Source organism: Micromonospora sp. M71_S20 (assembly GCF_003664255.1).
GTDB lineage: Bacteria > Actinomycetota > Actinomycetes > Mycobacteriales > Micromonosporaceae > Micromonospora.
In genome coordinates, this window is the sequence record NZ_RCCV01000002.1 from 331,679 (window position 1) to 352,673 (window position 20,995).

Annotated in this window: 19 protein-coding genes; 4 read left to right on the plus strand and 15 right to left on the minus strand. The window is 75.5% G+C overall.

Annotation, left to right across the window (positions count from 1 at the left end; all coding sequences use genetic code 11):
- Positions 1–31: 31 nt before the first annotated feature.
- Both DER29_RS22385 and DER29_RS22390 read right to left on the minus strand, forming a co-directional pair.
- Entirely contained in the window at positions 32–1,186 is a 1,155-nt protein-coding gene (locus tag DER29_RS22385; protein WP_121399651.1) for an FHA domain-containing protein, read from the minus strand.
- Complete coding sequence (locus DER29_RS22390; RefSeq protein ID WP_121399652.1) at positions 1,183–1,476, minus strand: 4a-hydroxytetrahydrobiopterin dehydratase; 294 nt, start codon at positions 1,474–1,476, stop codon at positions 1,183–1,185. The genes DER29_RS22385 and DER29_RS22390 overlap by 4 nt, the downstream gene beginning before the upstream one ends.
- A 198-nt stretch (positions 1,477–1,674) precedes the next feature.
- On the opposite strand from DER29_RS22390, the gene DER29_RS22395 reads away from it, so the two are divergent.
- Positions 1,675–2,445, plus strand: coding sequence for a hypothetical protein (locus DER29_RS22395; protein ID WP_121399653.1), 771 nt, complete (start codon positions 1,675–1,677; stop codon positions 2,443–2,445).
- A 59-nt stretch (positions 2,446–2,504) separates the two neighbouring features.
- Here DER29_RS22395 and DER29_RS22400 read toward each other — a convergent pair whose 3' ends face one another.
- The 5 genes from DER29_RS22400 to DER29_RS22420 all read right to left on the minus strand — a co-directional run bounded on the left by DER29_RS22400 (position 2,505) and on the right by DER29_RS22420 (position 9,593).
- Positions 2,505–3,554 carry an acyl-CoA desaturase gene (locus DER29_RS22400; RefSeq protein WP_121399654.1) on the minus strand — a complete coding sequence of 350 codons (1,050 nt, stop codon included), beginning with the start codon at positions 3,552–3,554 and terminating at the stop codon, positions 2,505–2,507.
- 146 nt (positions 3,555–3,700) lie between these two features.
- Positions 3,701–7,366, minus strand: a complete 3,666-nt coding sequence (locus tag DER29_RS22405) for an SCO7613 C-terminal domain-containing membrane protein (protein ID WP_121399655.1) — start codon at positions 7,364–7,366, stop codon at positions 3,701–3,703.
- Positions 7,367–7,413: 47 nt separating this feature from the next.
- Complete coding sequence (gene cutA / locus DER29_RS22410; RefSeq protein ID WP_121399656.1) at positions 7,414–7,734, minus strand: divalent-cation tolerance protein CutA; 321 nt, start codon at positions 7,732–7,734, stop codon at positions 7,414–7,416.
- A 9-nt stretch (positions 7,735–7,743) separates the two neighbouring features.
- Positions 7,744–8,760 (minus strand): 1-acyl-sn-glycerol-3-phosphate acyltransferase, encoded by a 1,017-nt coding sequence (locus tag DER29_RS22415; protein ID WP_121399657.1) that lies wholly within the window; start codon positions 8,758–8,760, stop codon positions 7,744–7,746.
- Positions 8,760–9,593: a patatin-like phospholipase family protein gene (locus DER29_RS22420; RefSeq protein WP_121399658.1), complete on the minus strand. Its 834-nt coding sequence runs from the start codon at positions 9,591–9,593 to the stop codon at positions 8,760–8,762. Before DER29_RS22420 ends, DER29_RS22415 begins: the two co-directional genes overlap by 1 nt.
- Positions 9,594–9,759: 166 nt before the next feature.
- On the opposite strand from DER29_RS22420, the gene DER29_RS22425 reads away from it, so the two are divergent.
- Positions 9,760–11,253 carry a serine/threonine-protein kinase gene (locus DER29_RS22425; RefSeq protein ID WP_121399659.1) on the plus strand — a complete coding sequence of 498 codons (1,494 nt, stop codon included), beginning with the start codon at positions 9,760–9,762 and terminating at the stop codon, positions 11,251–11,253.
- A gap of 10 nt (positions 11,254–11,263) precedes the next feature.
- Here DER29_RS22425 and DER29_RS22430 read toward each other — a convergent pair whose 3' ends face one another.
- From DER29_RS22430 to DER29_RS22465, 8 genes are all read right to left on the minus strand, one after another.
- Positions 11,264–12,325, minus strand: a complete 1,062-nt coding sequence (locus DER29_RS22430; protein ID WP_121400118.1) for a glycosyltransferase family 4 protein — start codon at positions 12,323–12,325, stop codon at positions 11,264–11,266.
- A gap of 187 nt (positions 12,326–12,512) precedes the next feature.
- The gene (locus DER29_RS22435; RefSeq protein ID WP_121399660.1) at positions 12,513–13,184 is read right to left on the minus strand and encodes a BON domain-containing protein; all 672 of its coding nucleotides are present in this window, start codon (positions 13,182–13,184) and stop codon (positions 12,513–12,515) included.
- Positions 13,185–13,360: 176 nt separating this feature from the next.
- Positions 13,361–15,097, minus strand: coding sequence for a trypsin-like peptidase domain-containing protein (locus DER29_RS22440; protein WP_121399661.1), 1,737 nt, complete (start codon positions 15,095–15,097; stop codon positions 13,361–13,363).
- 62 nt (positions 15,098–15,159) lie between these two features.
- Complete coding sequence (locus DER29_RS22445) at positions 15,160–16,716, minus strand: HAMP domain-containing sensor histidine kinase (RefSeq protein ID WP_121399662.1); 1,557 nt, start codon at positions 16,714–16,716, stop codon at positions 15,160–15,162.
- Positions 16,713–17,414, minus strand: a complete 702-nt coding sequence (locus tag DER29_RS22450; protein ID WP_089003225.1) for a response regulator transcription factor — start codon at positions 17,412–17,414, stop codon at positions 16,713–16,715. The genes DER29_RS22445 and DER29_RS22450 overlap by 4 nt, the downstream gene beginning before the upstream one ends.
- A gap of 76 nt (positions 17,415–17,490) precedes the next feature.
- Positions 17,491–18,171 (minus strand): PadR family transcriptional regulator, encoded by a 681-nt coding sequence (locus tag DER29_RS22455; protein ID WP_121399663.1) that lies wholly within the window; start codon positions 18,169–18,171, stop codon positions 17,491–17,493.
- Complete coding sequence (locus DER29_RS22460; protein ID WP_121399664.1) at positions 18,168–18,998, minus strand: DUF4097 family beta strand repeat-containing protein; 831 nt, start codon at positions 18,996–18,998, stop codon at positions 18,168–18,170. The genes DER29_RS22455 and DER29_RS22460 overlap by 4 nt, the downstream gene beginning before the upstream one ends.
- A 96-nt stretch (positions 18,999–19,094) precedes the next feature.
- On the minus strand, positions 19,095–19,433 hold the full coding sequence (locus tag DER29_RS22465) for a hypothetical protein (protein ID WP_121400119.1): 339 nt from the start codon (positions 19,431–19,433) through the stop codon (positions 19,095–19,097).
- A 555-nt stretch (positions 19,434–19,988) separates the two neighbouring features.
- Between DER29_RS22465 and DER29_RS22470 the strand changes: the two genes are divergently transcribed.
- Positions 19,989–20,786, plus strand: a complete 798-nt coding sequence (locus tag DER29_RS22470; RefSeq protein WP_121399665.1) for a helix-turn-helix transcriptional regulator — start codon at positions 19,989–19,991, stop codon at positions 20,784–20,786.
- A complete protein-coding gene (locus DER29_RS22475) occupies positions 20,777–20,977 on the plus strand; it encodes a DUF397 domain-containing protein (RefSeq protein WP_121399666.1) in 201 nt (66 codons plus the stop codon). The genes DER29_RS22470 and DER29_RS22475 overlap by 10 nt, the downstream gene beginning before the upstream one ends.
- The last annotated feature ends 18 nt before the right edge of the window (positions 20,978–20,995 follow it).

Below are 20,995 nucleotides of genomic sequence, written 5' to 3' on the forward strand. Positions count from 1 at the left end.
GTCCCGGCGCCCGCCGTCGTCTCCCGGCGGATCAGCGGGGCAGGCGCATCGCCATCGTGGGGGCCTCGGCCATGACCGACGTCGGCGTGTAGGGGGCGCCGGTGGGAAGCTCGTCGGGCCGGCCGATCTGCACCCCCGGGTAGAGCTCCACCATGTCGCCCTCGGCCAGCACCCGGGACTGCTGCGGCGCCAGCGGGACCCGGTCGGCCTCCGCCATCGACCCGCCCGGGCGGATGCCCGAGCCGTTGGTGCTCACGTCGGTCACGATGACCTCGCCGACCCGCAGCTCGAACCGGACGTGGCTGCGGCTGATCCAGCGGCGCGCCTCGTCGTTGAGCCACTGCCCGAGCGTGATCCCGCCGGCCTGGTCGGGCGCGCGGCCGACCACCGCCGGCTCCTCCTCGGTGAGCACGAAGCGGCGGCGGATCAGCCCGCCCACCCGCACGGCCAGGACGGCGCTGCGCGGTCGCGGACCGGCGTCGCCGAGCCGGGTGCCGTGGCGGGGGCAGGTCGGCGCGCCGCCGCGCAGCGTGGGCGGCGGCTGGCCGGCCGGGCTGCGCTCCACCACCCGGGACAGGTCGGCGAAGGCCCCGCCACCCCCGCCGCCGCCGCCGAAGAGCGCGCAGCCGGGCTCCGCGCAGCGCCACCGCCGGGTGAGCAGCTTCACGCCGGCCGGTGACCGGTCACCGGCGACGGGCGTGTGCCCGCCGCCGACGTGGGCGATGAAGGCCGGCCCGCCGGCGCCGGGCACCGGGGCGAGCACCCGGCCGGCCTGCTCGACCAGCCACGGGTAGCGCCCGCGCAGGCCGTCGGCCCGCACCCGGGTGAGCACGGGCAGCCCGAGCAGGTCCGCCACCTCCAGCATCCGGTCGCCCGGGTTGTCGAGCACCTCGACCAGCCCGTCGTCGGCCCACCGGCGGACCACCATGCGCTCGTTGGAGGTGAGGTCGGCGTCGGAGAGCAGGGCCCGGTGGACCACCGCGTAGACCGGGACGCTGTCCTCCTCCAACTCGCGGGCGAGGGCGTCGATCACCATGCCGAGGCGGAGCAGGCTCGCCGGCCGGCCGCCGTCGAGGTCCTGGTAGCGGATCACCTCGGCCAGGTCGACGACGGCCCGGGCCAGCGACGGGTCGGTGCTGACCCGGCCCTCGATGGCGTCCAGCACCTTGCTGATCTCGAATCTCATCCGACGCTCCCCACGATCTCGTCGATCCGCCGAGCCAGTTCCAGGTCACGCCGCGTGACCCCGCCCGCCGAGTGCGTGACGCACCGGAAGGTCAGGGCCCGCCAGCGGATGTCGATGTCGGGGTGGTGGTCCAGCTCCTCCGCCGTCACGGCGACCCGGTCGACCACCGCGATGGCCTCCGGGAAGCTGGCCAGCTCCACGGTGCGGGTGATCCCTGCGGGGTCTCCCGACCAGCCCGCCAGCCCACCCAGCTCGTCTCGCACCGCCTCGGCGGTGAGCACGTCTGCCATGGGGAGACCCTACCGGGACCGGGCGCGACGACGCCGACCAGCGGCGGGAGGTGTGGCCGACCCGGCGGCACGGCGGCCCCGGCGACCGCCAGGGCATAGATGGGCGGCTGTGGACCGGCGGGGTTAGGCTGACCGGCGGCCCGGCCGGGGCCCGCGAACGCGTCGCCCCGGTCCACCCTGCGTGAGGAGATTTCCACCATGAACACTCGACGGCTGGCGACCACGGGGGTCGCGCTCGTCGCCGCGCTCGCCCTCGGTCTGACCGGGTGCGGCACGGACGCGGACGCTCCGGCCGGCAACGGTGGCGCCACCACCGGCGCGGCACCGGCCAGCAGCGCCCCCGCCGACGCCCGCGCCGAGCTGACCGCCGCCGCGCAGAAGCTGAACCAGCAGAGCGTCAAGATGCAGCTCACGTCGCCGGTCATCAACGGCAGCGGCGTGATGGACCCGGCCACCAAGACCGGCGACATGACGCTGAAGATGGGCGCGGAGGGCACCTTCCGGATCCTGATGCTCGGCAACGACGTCTACCTGAAGGTCACCGGCATGCAGGGGATGCCGAAGAAGTGGATGCACATGGACGCCACCAAGCTCGGCAAGAGCGGCCAGCTCAACCTGATGCCCGACGGCGACCCGGGCGGCGCGAAGCAGATGGTCGACAGCGTGGTGGACGTCGAGAGCACCGCCCCGGGCAGCTACTCCGGCACCCTCGACTACACCCGTACGAAGCCCGACGACAAGGCCATCCAGGCCCTCGGTGACAAGGCCAAGGCCGTCCCGTTCACCGCCAGGGTCGACGACCAGGGCCGGCTCGTCGAGTTCGCCATCGACACCCAGGTGCTGCACGAGTCGCTGGGCACCATGATCACCAACTACTCGAACTTCGGCGCGCCGGTCTCGGTGAAGAAGCCCGCCGCGAGCGACACGCAGGAGGCCCCGCAGGAGCTGATCGAGTCCATGGGCTCCTGAGCCCGACCGCACGCGAAGACGGGGGCGGCGCCGGTCGGCGCCGCCCCCGTTCGCGCGTCTCAGCCGCGCAGCGGCCGGCCCACCTCGTGCAGGTGCGCGAGCGCCTGGCGGTACGACTCGACCAGCCCGGTCTCGGCGTACGGGATGCCCTGCTCGGCGCAGTAGGCGCGGACGATCGGCCGGGCCCGGCGCAGGTTGGCCCGGGGCATGTTCGGGAACAGGTGGTGCTCGATCTGGTAGTTGAGCCCGCCCAGGGCGACGTCGACGAGCCGGCCGCCCCGCACGTTGCGCGCGGTGAGCACCTGCTTACGTAGGAAGTCCAGGTCGTCGTCGGCGGTGGGCATCGGCATGCCCTTGTGATTCGGGGCGAACGAGCAGCCCATGTAGAAGCCCCACAGTCCCTGGTGGACGGCGACGAAGAGCAGCGCCTTCACCGGCGACATCACCAGCAGCAGCGCACCGAGGTAGCCCACGGCGTGCAGGACCAGCAGCAGCGCCTCGACCCGCCGGTGCCGCATCGGGGTGCGGAACCGGCCGTCGGAGTCCCGACCCACGATCGCCTGCACGCTCGCCACGTGCAGGGCGATCCCCTCCAGCAGCAGCAACGGGAAGAACAGCCACGCCTGCCGGCGGGCCAGCCGGCGGCCCAACCCGAGCGTCGCGGCGGCCTGCTCGTACGTCCAGACCAGCGCGCCGGCCCCGACGTCGGGGTCCTCGTCGGTGTGGTTGGGGTTGGCGTGGTGCCGGTTGTGCTTGTCGACCCACCAGCCGTAGCTGAGCCCGACCGCCAGGTTGCCGGTGAGCAGGCCGATGGCCTCGCTCGGCCCGCGCCGCCGGAACATCTGCCGGTGGCCGGCGTCGTGGCCGAGGAACGCGACCTGGGTGGTGGCGACGGCGAGGATGACGGCGACCAGGAGCTGCGCCCACGAGTCGCCGACCAGGCCGACGGCCGCCCAGCCCGCCGCGAAGACGCCCAGCGTGAGCACGATCCGGGTCACGTACCGTCCCGGGCGTCGCTCCAGCAGGCCCGCCCCGCTGATCCGCCGGGACAACTGCGCGTAGTCACTGCCCCGCCGTACCGGCGGGTCCGTCACCGCTCCGAGCACCATTGCGGCTCCCGTTCCTCGATCCCGGGGCACGCCGGTCGGCGCGTCCCCCTCCCAGTCTCCGGCGAACGGTTGCGCTGAGTAACCCTGCCCACCCCCGGGTCGGGGGTAGGGCGAGCCCTACCCCCGACGCCCGTGACCGGGACCGGTCAGCCCATCCGCCCGACGGCGGCCCGCAGGCGGGCCAGGTCCCGGCGGCGTCGCTCGTAGGTCGTGGCGAGCCCGATCAGCGCGAACCCGCCGACGGCCAGGAAGATCCACCGGGGCAGCAGGTCCCAGCCGCGGACCAGCTCATGCAGCGCGAGCAGCGCCAGGGTCACCCCGCCCAGCAGCACGGGCGCCTGCCAACGGCGGGTCGCACCGGCGAGCACCGCGCCGAGCGCGGCGACGCCCAACAGCAGTCGCCGCCACGGCTGGGGGTCCGGAGCCACCAGCACCGACACCAGGCTCGGCAGCAACCCGGCCGCGAGCCCCGGGCCCAGCGCCAGCCAACTGTTCAGCCCGGGCCGGGTACGCAGCGCCACCACGCCCGCCACGAGAGCCAGCGCCGCCGCCGGCACCGTGTACGCCTCCAGCACCGCCACGTCCCCGGCGGCCAGCAGCAGCCAGCCGCCGAGCAGCTCACTGCCGCCGGCGATGCCCGCGAAGACCCACCGCCGGCCCGCCGACTCGCCCCGGCGCAGCACCCGCAGCGCGACGGCGGCGCCCCACAGCACGCAGACCGCCGCGGCGTGGCGGAGCGAGCCCACCGCGAGCAGCAGCGCGACCAGCGCCACCGCCTGGGCCGCCGCGTCCAACGCCGCCGCCGTGACCCGCCCCCGGCGGACCGGACCGGCCGCCGCCCCGGCGGCCAGGGTGAGCACCGCGACGGCGAGCACGCTGAACGCGGCCGTCCGCACCGGCAGCCCGCCGGCCAGCGGCGCGACGACGGCGAGGCCGGTCGCGGCGGCCACCGCGACCAGGGCGCCGCCGAGGCGGGCGTCGTCCCGGCGGGCCGCCACCCCGACCACCGTCGCCGCGACCACGAGCACGCCGAGGCCGACAACCGTGCCCGTCCGGGTGGCCAGCAGCCCGAGCAGCCCGGACGCCACCAGCACCAGGCCCACCGGCAACCCGACCGGGGCGAGCAGCGGGCGTGGTGCGGCCAGCGCGGCGAGCAGCACCAGCGCCACCCCGCCGAGCAGCGTGCCGACCGGCAGCACCGGCCACGGCACGCCTGCGGCCACCAGCAGCACGGGCAGCGCGGTCGCGGCGAACGGCACCGCGACCAGCGTGGCCCGCCACCAGCCGGCGCCCGCCGACGGGACGGCGTCCGCGCCGGTGGTGCCGGTCCGCACGGCACCCCGGTCCTGCCGGCCGGCCAGCACCCCGGCCACCGCCAGCACGGCCAACGCCAGGCCCACCGGAAGCGCCCCCGGATCGGCCCGGACCGTCGGCGCCCCGGACCAGGGCGACACCCCGCCGTACGGGGCGACGAGCGCCGTCAGCGTCACCGGCACGGCGGTGGCGACCGAGACCACGAGCAGCCCGATGCCGGCCACCCGCAGGACGACGTCGGAGCGCGCCGCCCCGCCCAGCGTCGCCAGCAGGACCGCCACGGCGGCGTAGAGCGTCACCGGTTCGTCGGCCCGTACGGCCACCGGCGCCAACCCGACCGCCGTGACCGCCACGGCGACCCCGACGGAGGCGTACGCCCGCAGGTCGGGCCAGTGCCGGCGGACCGCGAGCAGCCCGACGGGCAGCAGCGCGACGGCGGCGAGCGCCGCCCGCGCCTGCCACCAGGCCGGCGCACCGGCGGCGAGGAGGGCGACGACCGCGCCGGCCGGCACCGCGAGCGGCACGACGGCCAGCGCCGCCCCGGCCACCCGGCGCTGCGCGGCCGTGCCGCGCCGGCCGACCAGCGCCACGGCGGTCCCGGCGACCAGCACCACGGCGAGCGCCGCACCCGCACCCGCCGGCGCGGCGAACCCGACGACCAGTCCGTGCCCGAGCAGGACGGTCCCGGCCACCCCCGCGGCCAGGACCGTCCAGGACCGGACGCCCGGGCGCCCCACCGCGACGGCCAGCAGACCCACCGCCGCCACCAGGTCCAGGGCCACCACCGCGGGCCAGGGCGACGGCCAGCCGGCCGGCACCGCCAGCACGACGGCCGCCGCACCGATCGCGGCCAACGCCGGCCGGGCGGCCCTCGGCAGCAACAGCCCGAGGGCGGCCACGGTCAGCGCGATCACCACCGGCGACTGCCACCCCTGGTCGAGGTCGGGCCCGGCGGCGGCCCCCTGCCACGGCGGCAGCGACCGGCCGGCGGTGGCGCCGGCGAACGCGACGGCCAGCAGCACGGCGACCTGCGCCGTCCCGCCGGCCACCAGCAGCGCGCCGGCCCGGGGACCGGTCCGCCATCCGGCGGGCAGCAGCCGCACCCCGCCGGCCAGCGCCACCACGACCAGCGCCGAGAGCAGCGGCGCCAGGCCCAGCTCCGCGATCGGGCGGACCACCGCGCCGGCCAGCACCGGCACCAGCAGCGCGGCGGCCACGGCGCGGAACACCGCCCCGCCGGTGAGCAGCGCGGTGCCGAGCAGCGTCAGCGCCACCAGCAGCAGCGGCGCCCCGGCCAGCAGCGGAACGCCGGCGGCCTGGCCGAGGGCCAGCGGTACGAGCGCGCAGAACGCGGCCACGAAGAGCGCGCCCGCGTGCCCCACCCAGGCGAGGACGCGCCCGGCGAGGACCGCCGGACGCGCGCCGGACGTCCCGGGGGCCGCACCGGCCGGGGCCACGGCACCGGCGACCCCACCGGCGGTCGGACCACCGACGGTCGGACCACCGACGGTCGGGCCGCCGGTCGTCGGAACCCCGACGGCCTCGGCAACGGTCGCCGGGGCGCCCCGGCGGCGCAGCGCGACCAGCACCGCCAGGTCGAGCAGTGCCACCCCCAGGAAGGCCATCGCCCAGCCGGCGGCTTCCGGCCGGGCGTCGGCGACGAGCAGGGGCAGCACCGGCTGCGCGGTCACCAGGGCCGCGAACCACGGCACGGTCAGTCCGCTGAGCCGGCCGTACCCGGCGGCGACCGCCGCGCCGGCCCCCCCGACCAGCGCGGCGTACCGGGTGGCGGGCCAGTCCGCCACCCCGACCAGGTCCACCGACCAGGCGGCGTACCCGTCGAGGAGCACCAGCAGCAGCCCGACGGCGGCGAAGGTCTCCGCGGTGCCGCGCAGCCCGCGCCGCACCGCCACCAGCGGCGCGGCCAGGGCGAGCGCGGTGAACGCGAACAGGATCAGGGCCCGACCGGCGACCCCCACCGCCGCCCAGGCGACCGCCGTGAAGACCACCGCGGCGGTGCCCAGCAGCAGCCCGCCGAGGACGAAGAGCAGGCCCTGCACCGTACGGGTGGAGGTCTCCGCCCCGCCGACGCCCGCACCCGCCGGAGCGGGGACCGGAGCCACCGGCCACCGGCCCGGCCACGCCGGCGTCACGGCCGGCGGCGGGGTCACGCCCGGGCGGGCCGGCGCCGGGGGCACGGCGGCCGCGGGGCGCACCGGCGCCGGGGTCGCGGAAGCCGCCGGGCGCGGCACGGGGAACTCCGCCCGTACCGTGGCGGCCAGCGCCGCCCGACGTCGCCGGGCCGCGCCCAGCCGGTCGGCGAGCCCCTGGTACGCCGCCCGGGCCCGCTCGACCTCGCCGCCGAGCGCGACGATCTCCCGGTCGAGCCGGACCACCTCGGCGGCGGCCGGGTGCGGCGGCCGGCCGCAGCCGGAGCAGCCGGAGCCGAGGTCGGCCGGCGCGCCGCAGGCGGGACAGGGATAGCCGGTGTTCTGCACCCGGCCATCATGGTGGCCGGGAGATCACCTGACCAGAGTGCGGGTACTCAGGGTCGGCTGTGTTCGTGCACCCAGGCGGCGTAGGCGGGGTCGCCGCTGTCCACCAGGGTCACCAGGATCTCCGGCACCTCGTACGGGTGGCTGGCCCGGATCTGCTCCACCAGCGCGGCGGCCCGGTCCGGCGCCGTCTTGAACTGCACCGACCACTCGGTGCTGGTCTCGACCCCGGAACGCCACCAGTAGGTGCTGTCCACCTGGCCGCCCACCTGCGCACAGGCCGCGAGCCGACCGGCGACGGCCGCGGCCGCCAGCACGTCAGCGACCGAGCGAGCGTCCACCACCGTCGTCACCACGCAGATCTGGTCCACCAGCGCACCCTACGCGGCACCGTCCCGATTGGCCGCGATCCACTCGTCGATCCGGGCCCACCAGTCGAAGAGCCAGTCGATCCGCTCCTGCCGACCGGTCGGCACCTCCTCCGGCGGCACCGACCAGAAGCGCATGGTGATCCGCTTGTCCATCGGCAGTTCCCGCCACACGTCGCCGACGCTGAGCAGCCGGTCCAGGCCGGTGTGCGCCACGAAGATCACCCCGGCGTCTGGCGCGGCGTCCAGCGCCGCGAGCAGCCCGCCCGGTTGCGGGGCGAGCACGTGCCGCATCCGCTCCGCGCGCCGCGCCATCCGTTCGAGGCCGAGGCCGCGCAGCTTCTCGATGGCCCGCAGCCGGCGGCCGGGGGTGAAGTTGCCGCCCTCCGGGAAGATCACGAACGCGTCGTCGTCGTCCAGGCCCTGGGCCAGGTGCCCGATCTGCTCGGTCACCGACCCCCGGCCCTCCGGGCCCGGCGCGAGGAAGCGGTTCGGCAGCCGGTTGAGCAGCACGTCGACCGCCGGGTCCCACTGGAGGCTGTCCTTCAGCACGATCCGCGGCTCCCGGTTGAACCAGTTGACCAGGGCGTGGATCAGGATGAACGAGTCGCCCGGCCCGGCGTGCCGGCAGAGCACCAGCTCGGGCCGGCCGGGCAGGGCGGTGTCGGGGTCGGTGCCCACCACGTCGATGCTCAGGTGCAGCGCCCAGCGGGCGTGCCAGAAGAGTGCCCGCAGGAACCAGCCGGCGAGCACGTAGTGCGCCCGCTGGAAGCCGGGCGAGCGAACCCGCCAGCCGAAGCCGGAGGCGACCCAGAGCACGAAGAGCGCGAGCAGCGCCGTCGCGTCCCAGACCAGGTAGACGCAGCCGAGCCAGAGCAGGCGCAGCGGCCGCAGCCGGCCCGGGACCAGCGGCGAGGCGGCCGCCGCGAGCAGCGCCCAGACCGGCAGGGTCGTCACCACCAGGAAGGCGAGCAGCACCACGCCAGGGGCCAGGAGCAGCCGGCGTACCCACCGCGGCGGCAGGGGCATCAGTGCTCCAACTGCGTCGCCAGGTAGCGCCGGGAGGCCGTGTAGGCGCGGCTGATCCGCCGCCCCACCGCCGCCATGTCCCGGTACGCCCACGGCGTGTCGTCGCGCGGCTCCAGCCCGCCGGTGGGCAGCACGTGCACCTCCACCCCGTCGGGCAGGGCCGCCATCTCCCGGGCGAACCGGTGCCGCCGGGCGATCTCGAACGCGACCTGGGCGATCTCCCAGGGCCGCCGGGGCGGGGTCAGGGCCCGCTCGATCCGACCCACCTGGAGTACGAAGATCCGCGTGGCGCCCACGGCGACCGCCTCGCCGATCGGGATGGAGTTCACGATCCCGCCGTCGATGTAGTGCTGGTCGTCGATGCGGGCCGGCGGCAGCAGCCCCGGCACCGAGGCGGAGGCGAGCACGGCCGGCACCAGTGGTCCGCTGTCGAACCAGTACTCGGCGGCCCGCTCGATGTTGGCCGCGCAGCAGCGGAAGGGCACCTGGAGGTCGGCGAAGGTGGTCTCCGCACCCAGCTCGGCCTCCAGCAGCTTGCGCAGCGGGCGGGGCGAGTGCAGGTGGGTACGGGCGGCGAAGCGGCGCAGTTGGCGGGCCACCGAGTCGCCGTACACCTCGCTCGCCTCGGGCGAGGCCCAGAGCCGGACCAGCCGGTCGGTGACCGCCTCGGACGGTTCGGCGGCGACCAGCGCGCCGTTGACCGCCCCGATCGAGGTGCCGAGCACCACGTCGGGCCGGATGCCGGCCCGGAACAGCGCCCGCAGCATGCCCACCTCGACCGCGCCGAGGACTCCCCCGCCTCCGAGCACGAACGCCACCGGTCCCCGCGACATGGGTTCATCCTGGCACGGGCGGGAAAGTGGCCGTCCGGTGCCGGCCCGTGGGCGGCGGGCACGGGTCCGGCCGACGCGGTCCGGTCCCGGAAGGTAGCCGACCGTTGACAGGCCCGTCACATTCGCGCAACCTGATAGCGCTCCCACAGCGAGGCAGGTGCGTTCCGTGAAGCCAGCACTGCACCCCGGCCGGTTGCTGGCCCGCCGGTACCGGCTCGTCGACCAGATCGGCGCCGGCGGCATGTCGGTGATCTGGCGGGCCCGCGACGAGGTGCTCGACCGGGTCGTGGCGCTGAAGGTGCTCGCCCCGTCGCTCGCCGCCGACGCCCGCTTCCGCGACATGGTGCGCGAGGAGGCCCGCGCCGCCGCCCAGCTCGTCCACCCGCACGTCACCTCGGTGCACGACTACGGCGAGACCGTCGCGCCCGACGGGTCGATCACGTCGTTCGTGGTGATGGAGCTGCTGGCCGGCGAGGAGCTGGAGGTCCGGCTCACCGAAGGGCCGCTGCCGTGGGCCGAGGCGGTCGAGGTCGGCGCCCAGGTGGCGGACGCGCTCGCCGCCGCGCACCGGCTCGGCATCGTGCACCGGGACATCACCCCGGCCAACGTGATGATGACCCGGGCCGGGGTCAAGGTGCTCGACTTCGGCATCGCCACCCGGATCGGCGCGCCGGACGACGACGAGGACGGGGGCACCTTCGGCACGCCCGCGTACGTGGCGCCGGAACGGCTCGACGGGGCGCCCGCGCAGCCGGCCACCGACGTGTACTCCCTCGGCGTGCTGCTCTACGAGGCGCTGACCGGTCGGGTGCCGTACCCGGCGGACACCTGGGAGCAGCTCAGCGAGGCGCTCGCCGGGGAGGGCCCGCCCCCGCTGGCCGACATGCCGGGCCTGCCGCCCGAGGTGGCCCGCACCTGCCTGCGCTGCCTGGAGCGGGACCCGCTGGCGCGGCCCACCGCCCGCCAGGTCGCCACCCTCCTGCGCGACCAGCTGCTACCCGCCGACCCGCAGGCCGCCACCATGCTCGCGCCGACGGTCACCCTCCCGACCCTGCCCGCTGAGGCGGGCGGGGCGGCAGGACCGGCCGGGGCGGAGCCGGGCGGCGGGATCGAGCCACGCGGTGCCCGCCACGCCAAGGAGCGCCGTCGGCGCCGCCTGCCGCGCCCGGTGCTGATCGTGCCGGTCGTACTGCTGGTGGGGGTGGCCCTGGCCGTGCCCGCGATCCGTCAGGAGGAGCCGAGCCCGCCCCGGTCGCTGCCCACCACGGGCCCGTCCGACCCGCCGCCCTCCCCCACGCCGACGGTCACCGCACCGCCCCCGGCGGCCTCCCCGACCCCGACGTCCGCCCCGCCGGTCGCGCCCCGGCCGACCCCGACGCCCCCGGAGCGCGGCGACCTCATCGAGGCGGCCAACCGGGTCGACGGGCTGATCAACGCCGGTCTCGACGACGGGGGGATCCGACCCGACGTCGGCCTCGACTTCCGCAACGAGCTGCGCAACCTGACCGACGCGGCCCGCGCCCGGTCGGGCGACCTGGGCGAGCGGATCGCCCGGCTCCGCGAGAAGGTCGCGATCCGCCGCGGCGAGGGCGCCCTCACCGACGCGTACGCCCGCCGGCTGGACAGCGCGATCACCGCGCTCGGGGCGGCGCGGGTCTGACCGGCGGCGGTCAGCGGGCCGGGGCCCGGACCGGCTCCCGGGCCGCCTCGGGCAGGGCCGCCTCCGCGATGAAGCGGCGGTACACCTCCTCGTAGCCGGCGGCCATCCGCTCGGTGGAGAAGTTCTTCGCCACGTGCGCCACGCAGGCCGCCGGGTCGAGGCCCGTCGCCGCCCGCAACGCGCCGGGCAGCTCGTCCACGTGCTCGCAGATCAGGCCGGTCCGCCCCGGCCGGACCAGTTCCGGCACCGCCCCCCGGTCCAGCGCCACCACCGGCGTCCCGGTCGCCATCGCCTCCACCATCACCATGCCGAACGGTTCGTCCCACTGGATCGGCATGATCAGGCACCGGGCCTCGACCAGCAGCCGCAGCGCCTCGGCCCGGTCGGCGTCGAGCACCACCCGGACGTCCTCGCCGAGCAGGGGCCGGACCACCTGGTCGTAGTAGCGGCGCTCGGCCGGCTCGTTGCACTTGCCGGCCAGCACCAGCGGCAGGCCGGCGGCCCGGCAGGCCCGGATGGCGACGTCCGGGCCCTTGTCGGGGCTGAACCGGGCCAGCCAGAGCACCGGTCCCCGCCCGGGGGCGGTCTTGTGCGGCACGCCCCCGACGTCCATCGCGTTGTGCACCGTGCCGACCCAGCGCAGCGGCGGATTGAGTCGGCGCTGGGCATGCGAGATGGCCACCAGCCCGACCCCCCGGTCGGTCTCGCTGAGCACGTCGCCGTACTCGCCCACGGGATTGCCGTGCACGGTGGCCACGGTGGGCACGGCTCGGTGGCCGGCGATCAGCGGGCCGATCGTGGTGTGGTCGTGGACGACGTCGAAGTCCCCCGCGTGGACCCGGTGGTTGACCCGGGCCAGGTGGGCCAGCTCGGGCAGCGCCTCGCCGAGCCGGTCGAACTGGAGTTCGGGCACCGTGGAGACGAACGCCGCCGCCGTCCCGTGCTCCCGGCCGGCCCCGAACACGGTGACCGCGTGGCCCCGGTCGACAAGCGTCTCCACCAGGCCGGTCACCACCTGTTCCAGCCCGCCGTAGCCGGGCGGCGGCACCGACAACCACGGCGGCACCACCATCGCGATCCGCAACGGCCGCGTTTCCGGTCGGTCGGGCGACGGATGGTTCACGGCCACGGAATCCTCCCCCTCGGTCACTGCTGTGGCATCACCGGACCGGGCCGCACCGCGACCGGTCCCCGCTGGGCGGGCGGGATCGACGACGGTTTCCCGGGGGCGGCGCCACTAAACGGGACGATCCGGGCGGTCACCCGCCCACGAGGAGCCGTTCCCGCACCGCCCGCACCCCCTCGGCGGACCAGGCCACCCGCTCCGCCTCGTCCCGTTCCCACCAGGAGCGCACGACCCCGGTGAGCACGACCGTGTCCCCGTCCACCTCGACGGTCACCCGCTCCGTGCCGATGCCGCGCCTCAGCGCCCGCTGGAGGTCGCGCCGGGTCCGCTCGCTGTCGGGACGGATGGCGGGCCGCACCTCGACGAGGTTGGTCACCCCGCGTACGCCCCGCAGCCGGCGCAGCTCCCGCTCGGCGGTGCGCCGCTGCCAGCCGAACTCCACCTCGCCGCGGAGCATCACCCAGCCGTTGGCCACGGTGACGTCCAGCCGCTCCGCGGGCACGAAGCTGTCCCACTCCAGCGCCCGGCCCGCCGCGACGGCGATCTCGGCGTCCGTACGCCCCGGCTCGCCGGGCAGGCGCACCTCGACGTCGTCGGCGACCGCCCGCACCCCCCGTACGCGCTGCGCACAGCGCTGCGCCGCCCACTTCCGCGCGTATCCGTCGACCCAGCCGGTCAGGGTGACCACGCCCTCGCGGACGGTCACCCCGATCTCGTTCGGCTGCACCTGGGCGTCCCACGCCAGTTCGTCGAGCACGTCCCGCTGGATCCGCTCGTCCGTCCGAACGGCCGCTGCCGTGGTCATCGCACCCCTCCGTACGCCTCGCCGGTCCTGACTGCCGACGATCCCGGCGCGACGGGTGACGGCGGTTCACCCGCACCGGGTGAACCGCCGTCGGAGGGAGCGACGGGTGACGGAGCCAACCCCCTTGGCCCCGCCACCCGCCGCCCGGAGGGAGGAGGAATGTCTTCGGTTGCCGACTACGACGTCTCGGCGAGCGTCACGGTCGCCCTGGATTCGGTGCCGTTGCGCTTGTAGGTCACCTCGACCCGGTCGCCGACCTTGCCGGCCTGCACGGCACCGACCAGGTCGTCCGAGTCGTTGACCACCTTGTCGCCGAACCGGGTGACCACGTCGCCGCGCTGCAACCCGGCCTTCTCGGCGGGGCTGCCCGGGGTGACGGCGGCGACCAGTGCCCCGCCGCCCTCGGCGGCCGTCACGCTGACCCCGAGCGACGGGTGGCTGACCTTCTCGCCACGCTGGAGCTTGCCGGCCACGTCCTTGGCCTTGTTGCTGGGGATCGCGAAGCCGACGCCGATGTTGCCGCTGCTGCCCTGCCCGGCGGTGGCGATGGCGGTGTTGATGCCGATCACCTCGCCCCGGGTGTTGACCAGGGCGCCGCCGGAGTTGCCCGGGTTGATCGGCGCGTCGGTCTGGAGCAGCCCCGCGATCGAGCTGGCCCCCTGCGCCGGGTCCTGCCGCTGCTGCCCACTGCCCGCCTGGATGGTGCGGTCCCGGGCGCTGAGGATGCCGGCGGTGACCGAGCCCTGGAGGCCCAGCGGGCTGCCGAGGGCGAGCACCTGGTCGCCGACCTGCATCGCGTCGCTGTCGCCGAAGGTGGCCGCCTTGAGGCCGCTGACGCCGTTGGCCTTGACCACCGCGAGGTCGGTCTTCGGGTCGGTGCCGACGATCTTGGCCTCGGCGGTCTTGCCGTCGGCGAAGGTCACCACGGCCTTGCCGTCGGTGGCGGAGGCGACCACGTGGTTGTTGGTGAGCACGAAGCCGTCGGCGGTGAGGATCACGCCGGAGCCCTCGCCGTTGTCCGTGCCGATCGAGACGACGCTGGGCTGCACGGCCGCGGCGATCCGGGGCAGGTCGGCGCCGTTGATGACCGGCGCGGCGGAGTAGGTGCGGGTGATGCCCGAGTCGCCGTCGACGGCGAGCGCGAGCGCCCCGCCGGCGACGCCCGAGCCGAGCATCAGCGCGAAGACCGCCACCCCGGCGCCGGCGAACTTGGCGATCCGGCTGGGCCGGGGGCCCGCCGTCTGCGGGGCCGCCCAGGGCGGGACGGGCTGGCCGGAGGGGTGCGGCTGGTGACCGTACGGCTGTCCCGGCTGTCCCCCGCCGCTCCAGCCGGACTGCTGGCCGTACCAGGGCGCGCCGGGGTGGCCGGCGGCCTGCGCGTGACCGGGCTGCGGGTAGCCGGACTGACCCGCGGCCTGCGGGTAGCCGGGCTGACCCGCCGCGTGCGGGTGACCGGGCTGGCCGGCGGTGTGCGGATGCTGGGGCTGGCCGGCGACCGGGTACTGCGTTACGGCCGGGGCGGGCGCGAAGGGGCCGGGCGGGATGGGCCGGTCGACCGGACCGGCACCCTCGGGGACGCGGGCCGGCTCGGCGGCACGCGGGCCACCGTCGCCGGCCGGGCCCGACTCAGCGGTACGCGACGCCTCGCCGCCCACCGGGGCGGCGCCACCGGCGGCCGGGGCGGAGTCGCCGCCGGGCACAGGGGCGAAGCCGACGGTCGGGGCGGATTCACCGGAAGCCGGGGCGGGGTCGCCGCCGGGGGCCGTGCTGAACCCGACGGTCGGGGCGGAGTCACCGGCGGGGGCGGAGTCGGACTGCGCGCGCTCGGCGCGCGGCAGCTCGGCGGTGGGGTGCGACGGCTCGGCGTCGGGGTGGGCCGGCCGGCGCTGCGGGTCGGACTCGTGCTCGGTCATGCGTCCACCTTGACGCGCGGCACTGCGATCCGCCTGGAACGCACCTGAATGTTGGCTGAAAGTCACTCGCCATCGCCCTCGTCGTCCGGCACGAGCGGGAGCCGGACCCGGAAGGTCGCTCCCCCGCCGGGGGTCTCGGCCACCTCGACGGTGCCGTGGTGGGCGCGCACCAGCGCCGCGACGATGGCCAGGCCGAGGCCGGTGCCGGTGTTGCCGCCGGCCCGCCGGGTACGCGCCGCGTCCACCCGGTAGAAGCGCTCGAAGACCCGCTCCGCCTGCTCCGGGGTGAGCCCGGGACCGGTGTCCGCCACCTCGACCACGGCCAGGTTCCCGGGCTCGGCGCGCAGCCGCAGGGTCACCGAGGCCTCCGGCGGGGTGTGCGTGAGCGAGTTGGTCATCAGGTTGCCGATGATCTGGCGCAGCCGGGCGTCGTCGCCGTAGACGACCAGCGGACCGGCGCCGGGGGTGACCTCCAGCTCGATCCGGCGCTCCGGCGCCACCGCCCGGGCGGCCTCGACCGCCTCGCTGGCCAGCACGGGCAGCTCCACCGGGGCGAGGGAGAGCGGTCGCTCCCGGTCCAGCCGGGCGAGCAGCAGCAGGTCCTCCACCAGCAGCCCCATCCGGGCCGCCTCCTGCTCGATGCGGCGCAGCAGGTCGGCGGTCTGCTCCGGCGCGCTCGCCGCGCCCTGCCGGTACAGCTCGGCGAAGCCCCGGATAGTGGTCAGCGGCGTCCGCAGCTCGTGCGAGGCGTCCGCGACGAACTGCCGCATCCGCTCCTCGGAGCGGCGGGCCCGCGCCTCGGAGGCCCGCGCCGAGCCGGCCGCCTCCCGGGCGGCGGCCTCGGCGGACCGGGCGGCCAGCTCCGAGGCGGCCCGCGCGGTGAAGGCGACCTCGATCTGGTTCAGCATGGCGTTCAACGCCCGGGATAGCCGCCCCAGCTCGGACGTGGGGACGGGCTGCCCCTGCTCCGGGTCGGGCACCCGCCGGGTGAGGTCGCCACCGGCGATGGCGGCGGCCGTACGTTCTATCTCCACCAGCGGCTTCAGGCTGGTCCGGACGATCGCCGCGCCGATGGAGGCGAGCAGGATCAGCACCGCGCCGCCGACCAGCAGGTCTATCCAGACCAGCTGCTTCACGGCACGATCCACCTGGGTGAGGGGCTGACCCACGGCCAGCACCGAGCCGTCCTTCTGTCCCGCGTAGACCACTCGCCAGCGGGTGCGACCGTCCTGGGACACGACGGTGCGGGGCTCGCCCTCCAGCGCGATGAAGCCGCTCCGGTCGCTGGGAAAACTGGGCAGTTGCTCGGGGTTGAGGCTGATGTCGTCGTAGACCGGCCTGTACACCTGATTCTCGTCGGCGACCGAAACGACGTAGCTGCTGGGCAGCATCGCCTCGACCCTGCCGCTGCGGAGCCCGGGCAGCAGTTGCCCGAGCCCCTGGCTGGCCGACTCGATCTGGCCGTCCACCTGGCCGACCAGGTAGTTGCGGAGAAAGAAGGCGGTCAGTGAGCTGATCACCAGGAGCGCGGCGGCGACCAGTGCCAGCACCGCGGCGACCAGCTTGACCCGCAGCGGGACGCTGCGCAGCCGCGCCTTGCCCTGGTCGAGTGGTTTCACGCCGCCGGCTTGCGGAGGACGTAGCCGACGCCTCGGAGGGTGTGAATCAGCCGGGGCTGGGTGTTGTCCACCTTGCGGCGCAGGTAGGAGATGTAGGACTCGACGATGTTGTCGTCGCCCCGGAAGTCGTAGTTCCACACGTGGTCGAGGATCTGCGCCTTGGACAGCACCCGGTTGGCGTTCAGCATCAGGTAGCGCAGCAGCTTGAACTCGGTGGGCGAGAGCTGCACCCGCTGGCCGGCCCGGTGCACCTCGTGGGTCTCCTCGTCCAGCTCCAGGTCGGCGAAGGTGAGCCGGGAGGGCGCCTGCTCGCCGCTGCTGGTCCGCCGCAGCACCGCCCGGATCCGGGCGGTCAACTCCTCCAGGCTGAACGGCTTGGTGACGTAGTCGTCCCCGCCCAGGGTCAGCCCGCGGATCTTGTCGTCGGTCGCGTCGCGGGCGGTGAGGAAGACCACCGGCGTACGGGTGCCGCCCTCGCGCAGCATCCGGATGACCTCGAAGCCGTCCAGGTCGGGCAGCATCACGTCGAGCACCACCAGGTCGGGCCGGTGGTCCTTGGCGGCGTTGAGGGCGGCGCTGCCGCTCGTCGCGGTGGCCACGTCGAAGCCCGCGAAGCGCAGGCTCGCGGAGAGCAGTTCGAGGATGTTGGGATCGTCCTCGACGACGAGCAGTCGCGCCTCGGTCTGGGTAGCGGCCATGCCGCCCATCATCCGTGCTCTCGCTGCGTCCGCGCTGGGCACTCGCTGGAAAGAACCTGTGAGGCGACCGTCGCGCTCAGCGCAGCAGTCGACGCAGCCCGTCCAGCGCGCCGTCGAGCAGCCGGATGGCCGTACGCAGCTGCGAGTCGCTGAGCCGGCGGGCCCGGACCAGGGCGCCCACCTCCCCGGCGAAGGTCGCCAGCCGCTGGTCGAACTCGGCCAGCGTGGCGGTGGACGCGGACGCCGGCCCAGCTTCCGACGGCGCGTTGGACGCGGAAGTCGGGCCGGCGGGGGGTGCGGGCGACGGGCCGGGGGCGGGAGCGGGGGTCGGGCCGGAGCCGGGGGGCGCCCAGCGGGGACGACGGGTCTGCCGGGCCGCCTCGCGCAGCTCGCGCTTCAGGTCGCGGACGGAGCCGCGTACCTCGTTGTGGATCTCTCCGGCCAGGGCTGACAGGTCCTCCACCGAGGCGGCGATGTCCGACTCCAGGGCGGTCAGCTCGCCGGCCCGCTGCCGCAGCTCGGCCCGGCCCGCCTCGGTGATCTCGTAGACCTTGCGGCCACCGACGGCGGTGTGGGTGACCAGCCCGTCGGCCTCCAGCCGCTGCAACCGGGGATAGATGGTGCCGGCGCTGGGCGCGTAGAGGCCGAGGAAGCGCTCCTCCAGCAGGCGGATCAGCTCGTAGCCGTGCTTCGGGCCGTCGTCGAGGAGCTTGAGCAGGTAGAGCCGGAGCCGCCCGTGACTGAACACGGCGGTCACGGCAGCTCCTCCTCGTCGTGGCCCACCGGCCGGGCGAGCAGCGCGATGCTGCCCGATGTGGCGGACGCGGAGAGCCTACCCTCACCCGCGCCGAGCACGCCCTCGCTGTCCACCACGGACCCCGGGACGGCGCTACCCCGCACCTCGGGGAAGCCGCTGGTGATCCGGCCCGACGTGGTGTGCAGGCGGACGGCCAGGTCGCTGTCCGCGCGGACCCGGACGGTGATGCTGCCGGAGATCGTGCTGAGCCGGATGTCGCTGCGCCGAGGATTGTCCAGGTCGCACGTGATGGCCCCGGAGACGGTCTGCGCGCGAACCCGCCCGGCCGCGCTGTCGGCGAGGATCACCTCTCCCGAGACGGTCTCCAGGTCCAGGTCGCCGGCCACCCCCAACGCCTCGACCGGGCCCGCCATGGTCTTCGCCGACGTCCGGCCGTGAAGGCCCATCAGGGCGATCCGGCCGGAGGTCACCTCCACCCGGGTCTCGCCGCGCAGGCCCGACGCGACCAGCGGGCCCTCCACCAGTTCCAGGTCGGCCAGCACGTCGGGCGGGACCGCGACGGAGACGTCGACCCGGGGCAACCGGGACAGCGGACCCAGCCAGAAGACGTGGTCCGAGAGCCGCCAGCGTCGCTGCTGGCGTACGGAGAGCCGGCCGTCGCGGTGCTTCACCAGGACCGGCCGGCGCCCGACCCGGGTGATGTCGACCCGGGGCGGGCCGTCGGTGGCCACCACGTTGAGCCGGCCGCTGAGCAGGTGGACGTCGAGTCGGGTGACCGTCCCGTCCAGGGTGATCTGCTGCGGGGTGTGCACGGTCCAGTCGGTCATCGGTCCTCCCTCGGCGACGCGCCGCGTCGTCGGCGCGTCGGATGGCAGGACAGTAACGCGATACATCGCGATACGACAAGCGCGGACGTGACAACCTCACGGCACCGGTTCCACGAGCGGCCGGCGGTACGGTCCCCAGGCCACGAAGCGGTCGAACATGGCCCGAGGGCTGGGACCGCCGCGCGGGTCGAGGTGGTAGAGGTCGCGCATCGCCTCGTACATCAGGCCCGCCAGGTAGATCGACAGGCTCTGCTGCGCGCCCTCGTACTCGGCCTTCAGCAAGAGTCGCGCGGTCGCGCAGGGCCACGGCTGGCCGCACGAGCGACAACCCCAGTGCGGTCGCAGCGGCGTGTGCGGCGGCCGGCCCTCGATGCGGTGGCGGGGGCGCCCGGGGCGCGGTCCGGGGCCGGGCTGCGGGAGCCGGGTGGAGAGCAGGGGCCTCACCAGCGCCCCCCGTTCAACCGGCGCGCCCGCCCGGCGGCGGCCAGATCGGCCGCGCCGTACCACAGGATCTCGGTCGCGTCGTTCGCCCTCGGCCCGACCGGAGGCGGCACGAAGGGTCCGATCGGGCCGGGGATGTACGGAGCCGGCCTGCTCGGCGGGGGTGGCGGGTTCGGTGCCGGAGCGGGCTTCGGCCGCGCGCCCCGAACCTCCGGAGCGGGCTTCGGCCGCCGGCTCCGGATCTCCCGCCGCTCCGCGCAGTTCGGGCACGCGCAGTGCCGTCCGCACCGACTCCGGTGCCAGCCTCCACGGTGACCCACTTCTCCCCCACCCCGCTGTCGAGGTGGGGCCGCCCCGCCACGGGGGAGCAGGGCGGCCCCGGCAGGACCCGCCCACGTCCTCGACGACGGCGAACGGGCCCGCGTGGTGACAGTCTGGTGAGGACACCACTACGGTCGACACATGCTCGCCGCATCCGCGCAGGTCAACGCGCCGGCCGAGCGGGCACGGGAGACACGCCGACGGGACCGAGCAGAATCTGGGGAATCGATGGGCACCGCCACCAACTACGTGCTGGGTGAGCTACGCACGTTCCGCGCTCAGCTCGGCCTGAGCCAGGACGACTTCGGCAGGACGATCGGCTACTCCGGGTCGCACGTCAGCTCCGTCGAGACGGGCGGTCGCCCGCCGACGCGGGAGTACATGAAGGCGATCGACGACCAGCACGACACGGGCGAGCGGTTCGGCCGGATGCTCCGCGAGCTGGCCCGGCTGGACGCCACGCCGGCCTGGCTGCGGGAGTGGATCGAGTTCGAGCGGGAGGCGGCGACGCTGCGCTGGTTCGAGCTGGCATACGTGCCGGGCCTGCTCCAGACCGAACGCTACGCCCGTGCCACGCTGGCCGGGGGCCGGTTCACGGCCGACGAGGTCGAGCGGATCGTCGCGTCCAGGCTGGAGCGTCAGGCGATCCTCGGCCGGGATCGGCCGCCCCAGCTCATCGCCGTCGTCGACGAGGCCGTGCTGCGCCGGCCGGTGCTCGACCAGCCGGGGCTCATGGCCGAGCAGCTCGACCACCTGGTGGCCGTCGCGACGCAGGAACACGTGCAGCTCCACGTCGTCCCGGTCGACGCCGGCATGTATCTCGGGCTGGCGGGCCAGTTCATCATCGCCGAGCTGCCGGACGGCACCCGGGTGGCCCATGCGGACAACCAGCTCAGCGCGCAGATCGTCGACGCATCCACCGACATTGCTAGGCTGGCCAGGACGTGGGAGATCGTGCGGAACGAGGCCCTCCCCCGCCGGCAGTCGACCGTGCTGATCAAGGAGGTGGCGAAGTCATGGACGTGACGACCCCGCAGTGGCGGAAGTCGACGAGGTCCGGCGGCAACGGCGGTTCCTGCGTCGAGGTCGCCGACAACGTGCCGGGCGTCGTGCTGGTGCGCGACACCAAGGACCGCGAGGGCGGCACCCTCCACTTCGACTCCCGGGCGTGGCAGTCGTTCGTCGGCCTGGCCAAGCGGATCGGCCCGGTCGGCTGACCCGCTTCTCCCCCCGTC